The organism is Sphaerotilus sp. (assembly GCF_041083715.1).
In the GTDB taxonomy this organism is placed as follows: Bacteria; Pseudomonadota; Gammaproteobacteria; order Burkholderiales; family Burkholderiaceae_C; genus Sphaerotilus.
Window position 1 is genome coordinate 1 of sequence record NZ_JBFPGY010000263.1, and the last position, 7,611, is coordinate 7,611.

9 protein-coding genes and 1 pseudogene are annotated in these 7,611 nt (G+C 66.7%); 2 read left to right on the forward strand and 8 right to left on the reverse strand.

The features are described 5' to 3' along the window. A partial coding sequence (locus tag AB3X43_RS11825; protein WP_369430049.1) for an acyl-CoA dehydrogenase family protein occupies positions 1-433 on the reverse strand: 433 nt, incomplete at its 3' end. A gap of 74 nt (positions 434-507) precedes the next feature. Next, positions 508-1,242, reverse strand: coding sequence for a glutathione S-transferase (locus tag AB3X43_RS11830; protein ID WP_369430050.1), 735 nt, complete (start codon positions 1,240-1,242; stop codon positions 508-510). Between the two features lie 104 nt (positions 1,243-1,346). On the opposite strand from AB3X43_RS11830, the gene AB3X43_RS11835 reads away from it, so the two are divergent. Beyond that, a complete protein-coding gene (locus AB3X43_RS11835; protein WP_369430051.1) occupies positions 1,347-1,856 on the forward strand; it encodes a tellurite resistance TerB family protein in 510 nt (169 codons plus the stop codon). Positions 1,857-1,948: 92 nt separating this feature from the next. Beyond that, positions 1,949-2,701 (forward strand): glycoside hydrolase family 125 protein, encoded by a 753-nt coding sequence (locus AB3X43_RS11840; RefSeq protein ID WP_473965112.1) that lies wholly within the window; start codon positions 1,949-1,951, stop codon positions 2,699-2,701. 58 nt (positions 2,702-2,759) lie between these two features. Here AB3X43_RS11840 and AB3X43_RS11850 read toward each other — a convergent pair whose 3' ends face one another. The 6 genes and pseudogenes from AB3X43_RS11850 to AB3X43_RS11875 all read right to left on the reverse strand — a co-directional run. Further along, positions 2,760-3,164: a PIN domain-containing protein gene (locus AB3X43_RS11850; protein ID WP_369430052.1), complete on the reverse strand. Its 405-nt coding sequence runs from the start codon at positions 3,162-3,164 to the stop codon at positions 2,760-2,762. Next, the gene (locus AB3X43_RS11855; protein WP_369430053.1) at positions 3,161-3,385 is read right to left on the reverse strand and encodes an AbrB/MazE/SpoVT family DNA-binding domain-containing protein; all 225 of its coding nucleotides are present in this window, start codon (positions 3,383-3,385) and stop codon (positions 3,161-3,163) included. The genes AB3X43_RS11850 and AB3X43_RS11855 overlap by 4 nt, the downstream gene beginning before the upstream one ends. 61 nt (positions 3,386-3,446) lie before the next feature. Next, positions 3,447-5,447 carry a transketolase gene (gene tkt, locus AB3X43_RS11860; RefSeq protein WP_369430054.1) on the reverse strand — a complete coding sequence of 667 codons (2,001 nt, stop codon included), beginning with the start codon at positions 5,445-5,447 and terminating at the stop codon, positions 3,447-3,449. A 70-nt stretch (positions 5,448-5,517) separates the two neighbouring features. Continuing rightward, a complete protein-coding gene (locus AB3X43_RS11865; RefSeq protein WP_369430055.1) occupies positions 5,518-6,549 on the reverse strand; it encodes a TRAP transporter substrate-binding protein in 1,032 nt (343 codons plus the stop codon). A gap of 43 nt (positions 6,550-6,592) precedes the next feature. Next, complete coding sequence (locus AB3X43_RS11870; RefSeq protein ID WP_369430056.1) at positions 6,593-7,342, reverse strand: SDR family NAD(P)-dependent oxidoreductase; 750 nt, start codon at positions 7,340-7,342, stop codon at positions 6,593-6,595. A 75-nt stretch (positions 7,343-7,417) separates the two neighbouring features. Beyond that, a pseudogene (locus tag AB3X43_RS11875) lies at positions 7,418-7,611 on the reverse strand (transketolase family protein); the annotation flags it as partial.

A 7,611-nucleotide genomic window follows, 5' to 3' on the forward strand; every position in this document is an offset into this window, starting at 1 on the left:
CTGCCGGCTCGGTCATCAGGAAGGCGGAGCGGATCTGGCCGTCCAGCAGCGGCTCCAGCCAGCGCTCCTTGTGCGCGGCGGTGCCGTAGCGCTCGATGGTCTCCATGTTGCCGGTGTCCGGCGCCGAACAGTTGAACACCTCGCCCGACCAGACCACGCGGCCCATGATCTCGCACAGCGGCGCATAGTCGAGGTTCGAGACACCGCCCTCGCCCTTGTACGGATGCGGCAGGAACAGGTTCCACAGCCCGGCGGCGCGGGCGATCGGCTTCAGTTCCTCCACCAGCGGCACGACCTGCCACGGGTTGCCCGCCGCCCGCAGCGCGTGCATCTCGGCCTCGTAACGCGCTTCGTTCGGGTAGATGTGCGCGTCGAAAAACGCCTGGACGCGGTCGACGAGGTCTTGGCTCTTGGGGGAGAGTTCCCGGTTCATGCTCTGGCTCCTGCGGGTGGGCGGTGGGATCACTGGAGTCGATTGAATCACCGTCACCGCGCACCCGGGGTCACCTAGGCGACCAGATCCAGCTCCGGATAGCAACGAAAGAGGCCCTGCTCGTTGAACGGGATGCGCCGCACGCTCGCCAGATACGCCGACACCCGCGGCACCTCGGCCACGCGGTCGTGCAGGTCCACGACCAGCGGCGTGCGGGCCAGCGCGCTGGCCGCCGCCTTCGGGAAGGCGTAGCGCAGTCCTTCGATCAGCTGGAACAGCGACAGGTCCGCGTAGCTCATCTTGCCGCCCACCAAGAAGCGCGTGCCAGCCGGATTGCGGGCGACGATCTGCTCGAACCACTGCAGGTACTTGGGCATGCGGGCGCTGCAGAACTCCTGCGCACGCCGCAGCGCCTCGGGTTTCTGGTCCTCGTAATACAGCCCCACGCCCACCGGATGGTGCGTGTCGTGCGCTTCATGGACCATGTCGGCGATGGTGAGCTGGATCTGCTGGGTCCAGAACCGCGACTGCTCGCTGCGCCCGACCAGCTTCCACTCCAGCGCCAGGTACTGCAGGATCACCGCGGTCTGCCCGATCACGACACTGCCGTCCTTGAGGAACGGCGGCGCGAAGGGTGGCTGCACCGCCTTGGGATCCTTCAGATGGCGCATCAGTGCAGGCACACCCTGCCCTGCCGCCTCGTCGCCACGCGCGACGTCGATGTACGGTGCACCCGCCGCCTCCAGCGCCAACCGCACGAATTCGCCTCGACCCTGAATGGTCGGCCAGTAATGAAGTTCATATGCCATGGGGCGACTGTAGCGGCCAATGCCTTGCATTCCGGTGCTGCGCCCTCAGATCGGCCTGTCTTGCCCTCCCATCCTCACCGCAACGCACCGAAGGAGTTCCCCGCATGGGCCTGTTCGACATGTTCAAGACCGACACCGGCGACAAGATGACGCCGCACCTGGCGTTCACCACCTCGTTGATCTACATGATGAGCGCAGACGGCGAGATGGACGCCGAGGAGGTCGGTCACCTGCTGTCCGTGCTGGGCGGCCAGGACGACGGCCGGGGCACGATCGGCGTCGGCGCGCAGAACCAGGCGCTGCTCGACTCGGCGCTGAAGTACCGCCGCAGGAATTCGCTCGACACCTTCCTGACCGAAGCCACACCGCTGCTGAGCGATGCGCAAAGAATGTGCATCCTGTGCAACCTGATCGACTCGTCCTTGGCCGATGGCCAGCCAGAACGCGAGGAGCAGGAGATGTTCGTGAAGTTCCTGAAGGCGTTCAACGTCTCGGAGGAGCGCTTCCGGCCGTTCTTCGAGGTGATCGTGCTCAAGAGCGACCGCACAGTGTTCACCAGCCAGACGCACCCGAAGAACCAGGCCGGCTACCAGGTCAAGCTGTCGCTGAACTGATCCACCTCTGATTGCACCACCCACCAAGCGCCCCCGCTGTCCTGCTGCAGCGGGGGCGCTTGCACTTGATCGAATCGAACCGCGAGCCCGCCATGACTGAACGCCCGCCACTGCACCAGCGTTGTTTCACCAGCGATGCCGTCGAAGCCACCATCGACCGCGTGCGCTGGCGCCGTCGGAGCCGCGGCTGCAGCGGATGCTGGCAGGCGTGTGGCGACACGTCACCGTTCGATGCGGACTGGGTGCAGGCGATAGGGCTGGTGCTGCGGACAATGCGCGAACAGCAGCGCCGCGATGGCCACGGCCCCTACCGCTTCCAGCGTCTGGCGCTCAGCCCGACCGACACGCTGCCCTTCGATGGCGAGGGCTGGCCGGCGCGGCCGAACGGGCTGATCCGCTCCGGGTTCCGGCCGTCGGACGATGCGTGCCAGTATCCCTATCTGATTCCCGCCAACTTCATGGCCGTGACGGCGCTGCGCCAGCTCGATGCGCTGGCCACGGCGCTCGATCAGGCGGCGCTGGCCGAGTCGGCGCGGCGGCTGGCCGACGAGGTGGAGGCGGCACTGCCGACCGAGGGTGTACTGCCCTACGAGACGGATGGCTACGGCAATGCGCTGTACATGGACGATGCGAATGTGCCGAGCCTGCTGTCGCTGCCTTATCTCGGCTGCATGGCCGCAGACGATCCGCGTTACCGCGCCACCCGCGCCTTCGTGCTGAGCGAGAACAAACAACCCGTTCTTCTTCCGCGGCCGGGCGGCGTGCGGCATTGGCGGGCCGCATTGCGGTCTGGGGATGAATTGGTTTTGAGACTTGATGCGCAGCGACCGCATTTGTTGCACTGATTTGTTGCACTGGAGGCAACGCATTCGCAGGCCTGCGCACGGCGGCTGCAGGGAGTTGTCAGGCCAGCAACTCCGCACGCGGCAGCTTGGAGGCGCCGATGTCGAAGGTCACGAACCTTGATCGACCCAGGTGGACCGCACGCGCGTTGAGAAGGCAGTCGGCGAAGTCAGCTCTCGATTGCTGGCTCCAGAGGCGCAGCGCTTCCTCGACCGTGGGCTCGTGTTCGAACTCGACGTCACCGCTTTCCAGCAGTTGCGCGAAAGCGCCCGAGATGGATGCCTTGTCGAGCTTGTAGCGGCTGCGAAGCACCCACTCGGTCTCCAGCAACGCACAGAGCATGATGAGGACAGGCTCTTCGGCCTGCGCAGCGCCCTCCACCACACGGCGGGCGGCAGCGAACTGCGTTTCGTCGTCCCGGACGAGCAGTCGAACCAGAATGTTCGTGTCGATGGCGATGCTCATTTGAACAGGTTCATGTCCTCGACAGCGACCTCCGGCTGGCCAGGCCGGGTGAGCATGCCAGCGAGGTCGGCCAGCCGCTTGGTCTTTGCCCGCATGATGACGGTGCCATCGCTCAGCAGCGTGAAGGTCAGCTTGTCTCCAGCCTTCAGCCCCAGGCGGTCGCGGACTTCGCGAGGCACCGTGACCTGTCCCTTGCTGGTCAGTGTTGTAGCGTCGGCCATGATCTTCCTTGTTCCGCAAGTATTACGAATCTCGCAACAGTAATGGAGACATGAATCCAGGTCAACGAAACTGAGCCCCCAGGTCAAGCACACGCAGGGCTTCGGCGACCACTGCCGCCGAGGTGATCCCGAAATGCGCGTACAGCACCTCGGCGGCGCCGGACGCGCCGAACCCCTTCATGCCGACAAAGCCGCCACGATCGCCCAGGTAGCGGTCCCAGCCGAAACGCACCGCTGCCTCGATGGCCACACGCGCCGTACCCACCCCGAGCACGCGGGCGCGGTAGGCCGCGTCTTGTTCGTCGAAGCGTTCGCAGCAGGGCATCGACACCACCGCCGTCGGAAGGCCCTGGGCCTGGAGTTGGTCGCGGGCCTGCAGCGCGATGACGACTTCCGAGCCGGTGGACAGCAGCGTGACCGCACGCGTGCCGCCTTCTGCCTCAGCCAGCACATAGGCGCCAAAGCGAGAGAGATTCGCTTCGCCAGGGTCGCGCCTGACCGCGGGCAGGGCCTGGCGTGCGAAAACCAGCGTCGCAGGGCCGGTGCGGTGCTCCAGCGCGATTTCCCAGCACTCGGCCGCCTCGACAGCATCGGCCGGGCGCAGCACCAGCATGTTGGGCATCGCGCGCAGCGAGGCCAGGATCTCGACGGGCTGGTGGGTCGGCCCGTTCTTGCCGACCCCGATCGAGTCGTGGCTGAAGACAAACTTGACCGGCAGACCCATCAACGCCGCCATGCGCATCGCCGGGCGCTCGTAGTCGGAGAAGGCCAGGTAGGTCACGGCCAGCGGCAGCACACCACCGTGCGCGGCCATGCCATTGGCCATCGCACCCATCAGATGTTCCCGCACGCCGCAATGCACGTAGGCGCCATGGCGGTCCTCGGCGGTGAAGGCCTTGAGGCGGCGCTTGTGGCTGGTCGGTGCCTCCAGGTCGGCACAGCCCACCATGCGCTCCGGCAGGATCTCGGACAGTCGGTCGTTGATCTCGGCCGAGATCATGATGCCGCCCGGCGCCTCGGTGCGCGCCAGCGCCTGTCGCTTGAAGTCGAGCAGCACGTCGCGCCACCCTGCGGGCAGCTCGCCGGCGAGCACACGATCGAACTCGGCGCGATCGGCGGCCGGCAGGGCCTCGTGCCTCGCCGTCCAGGCCGCGTGTTCGGCTGCACTGCGTCGGCCCGCCTCGCGCCAAGTGTCCAGCAAGGCCGCGGGCACCTCGAAGGGCGCATGCGGCCAGTCGAGTTCCTGCCGCGCAACGTCAGCGTCTTCGGGGTACAAGCGCGCGCTGTGGCCGCCACGCTGGCCCTGCAGGCGCGCGAGGCCGCGCGCGATGACGGTGCGGCAGGCGAGGAACGAGGGTCGGGGATCATTTTTCGCGGCGGCCAATGCGGCTGCGACCGCGTCGACATCGTGTCCATCGAGTTCGACCACATGCCAGCCGGCCACGCGACAGCGCTCGGCGACGTCTTCGCTGATCGACAGCGCGGTGCTTCCGTCGTCGGTGATGCGGTTGTCATCCCACAGCAGCACCAGCTTGCCCAGCCGCAGGTGGCCTGCCAGCGAGAGCATCTCCTGGCCGATGCCTTCCTGCAGGCAGCCGTCGCCGACGAAGGCATAGGTGTGGTGATCGATCAGGCCAGCGCCAAACCGGGCATTCAGATAGGCCTCGGCGATCGCCATGCCGAAGGCGTTCGCGATGCCCTGCCCCAACGGCCCGGTCGTCACCTCGATGCCATGCGAGGGGTCGATCTCCGGGTGTCCTTCGCAGTGCGAGCCCAGTTCGCGGAAGCGCTGGATCTCGTCCAGCGAGATCGCTGCATAACCCGTCAGGTACAGCAAGGCATAGAGCAGCATCGAGCCATGGCCGTTCGACAGCACGACACGGTCGCGATCGGGCCAGGTCGGGTCCATCGGCAGGAACTTCAGGTGGCGCGTGTAGAGCGCCGTCGCGATCTCCGCCATGCCCAGCGGCACGCCTTGGTGGCCCTCCTTCGCATGCACGATGGCGTCGATGGCGAGAAAGCGGATCGCGTTGGCGAGCGTCGAGGTGATGGGCGTGGACATGGCAGGGCAATGCGGAGCCGCCCTCGCGAACCGAGGGCGGTGGGTTGTGACGATCGGATCGACGTACGCGTCAGGCCAGCACGCCGACGTTGTCTTCCAGCAGCTTCCAGGCCTCTTCGCCGAACTTGGCGCGCCAGTCCTTGTAGAAGCTGGTCTTGCCCAGCGCGGCCTTGAAGGCCTTCTTGTCGACGTCCACGAACTGCAGACCCTTGGCTGTCAGGTCGGCGCGCAATGACTTGCTCAGGGCCGCGATGTCCGTGCGTTCGTCGGTGGCCGCCTTGTCGAATTCCCGGAAGACAACCTCCTGGATGTCCTTGGGCAACCGGTCGACGGCCTTGCGGTTGCCGAGGATCCAGTAGGCGTCCCAGACATGGTTGGTCAGGCTGCAATACTTCTGCACCTCGTACAGGCGCGCGGTCGCGATGATCGCCAGCGGGTTCTCCTGGCCCTCGACCAGCTTGGTCTGCAGCGCCGAATACACCTCGTTGAAGTTGATGGGCGTCGGGCTGGCACCGAGGGCGGCGAACAGCGTCGAGAGCATCGGCGCGGCCGGCACGCGCAGCTTCAGGCCCCGCAGGTCATCGGGCGTCGTGATCGGCTTGGTCGAGGTGGTGATCTGGCGGAAGCCGTTCTCCCAGGGCTTGGACATCGTCATCAGGCCGACCTTCTCGATCTGGCCGCGCACGTACTTGCCCAGACCACCGTCCATGGCCTTCATGACTTGTTCCTCATCGCTGAACGCGAAGCCGGTGTTGACGATGCCGGCGGCCGGCACCAGCGTCGACAGCACGGAGCTGGCCTGGTTGAAGAACTCGACCCCACCGTTGCGCACCTGGGACAGCAAGTCGGTGTCCGAGCCGAGCTGGTTCGCGGGGAACAAGCGGATGTCCAGGCGCCCGTTGGTGGCCGCCTTGATGCGGTCGATCGCTTCCTGCGCCCGCTTGTTGACCGGGTGGCTGGGATCTTGGCCGGTGGCCAGCTTGTAGGTGAACTCGGCAGCGTCGGCCCGACGCGGCAGGATGGTGAACAGCGGCAGCGCCGCGGCGCCGGCCAGGACTTGGCGGCGGGAAAGTCCGAGGACGGGGTTGGATGGCTGGGTCATGGCTTGTCTCCGTTGTTGGTGTCGGTACGCGGTGCAGGGATGCTCAGTGGATCAACATGCCACCGTTCACATCCAGCGTGACGCCGGTGCAGTACTTGGCCAGCGGGCTGGCCAGGAACACGACGCAGCCAGCCACGTCGGCGGGCTCGCCGATGCGGTTCAGCGGGATCTGGTCCAGGATGCCTTGCATGCGGTCATCGGGAATCAGTCCCTTGTTGATGTCGGTGGCGATCAGTCCCGGCGTCACGCAGTTGACGCGGATGCCGTCGATGCCCGCCTCGCGCGCCAGGGCGCGCGCCAAGCCGAGCACGCCCGCCTTCGCCGCCGAGTAATGGGGGCCGCCGAGGATGCCGCCGCCGCGCTGCGCCGAGACCGACGAGATGCAGACGATGGAACCGGACTGCGCCGCCCGCATTGCCGGCAGCACGGCCTGCGACATGTACAGCGTGCCCCGCAGGCTGACGTCCAGCACGGCGTCGTAGTCGTCACCGGTGATGTCGACGAACTTGCGCGGCTGCGTGATGCCGGCGTTGTTGACCAGGATGTCGATGCGGCCGCATCGGGCCAGCACCGCTTCAGCGGCACGTTCGCACGAGGCCTTGTCGGTCACGTCAGCCACCAGGCCGACATGCTGCGGCCCGAGTTGGGCGGCAGCCCCTGCGGGGTCGGCACGTTCGAGGTCCAGGATGACCACGCGCGCGCCCTGCGCAGCCATCATGCGCGCCGTCGCGAAACCCAGGCCGTTGAGACCGGCACCGCCGGTGATGAGCGCAACTTTGTCGGCGAGAAGCATCGTCATTACTCCAATGAGAGTCGGGTGAAAGGAATGAAGGAACGGACAGGGAACGGGAAAGGGAACGGCTGCGGGTCATCCGAGCCATCCCTTGATGCGGGAGACCAGCGCGTCGCAGCTGATGCCGTAGCGGTCGTGCAGGGTCGGCAGCGCACCGGCGTCGAGGTACGCGTCGGGCAGGCCGGCCATCTGGAAGCCCGCCGGCTGCACGCGGTGGCGCAGCAGCGCACTGGCCACCGATTCGCCCAGACCGCCGACCACGGAGTGGT

Coding starts and splice junctions, on each gene's coding strand:
- AB3X43_RS11830 (WP_369430050.1), bottom strand. CDS start 1,242: ATGGCATATGAACTTCATTACTGGCCGACCATTCAGGGTCGAGGCGAA.
- AB3X43_RS11835 (WP_369430051.1), top strand. CDS start 1,347: ATGGGCCTGTTCGACATGTTCAAGACCGACACCGGCGACAAGATGACG.
- AB3X43_RS11840 (WP_473965112.1), top strand. CDS start 1,949: ATGACTGAACGCCCGCCACTGCACCAGCGTTGTTTCACCAGCGATGCC.
- AB3X43_RS11850 (WP_369430052.1), bottom strand. CDS start 3,164: ATGAGCATCGCCATCGACACGAACATTCTGGTTCGACTGCTCGTCCGG.
- AB3X43_RS11855 (WP_369430053.1), bottom strand. CDS start 3,385: ATGGCCGACGCTACAACACTGACCAGCAAGGGACAGGTCACGGTGCCT.
- tkt (WP_369430054.1), bottom strand. CDS start 5,447: ATGTCCACGCCCATCACCTCGACGCTCGCCAACGCGATCCGCTTTCTC.
- AB3X43_RS11865 (WP_369430055.1), bottom strand. CDS start 6,549: ATGACCCAGCCATCCAACCCCGTCCTCGGACTTTCCCGCCGCCAAGTC.
- AB3X43_RS11870 (WP_369430056.1), bottom strand. CDS start 7,342: ATGCTTCTCGCCGACAAAGTTGCGCTCATCACCGGCGGTGCCGGTCTC.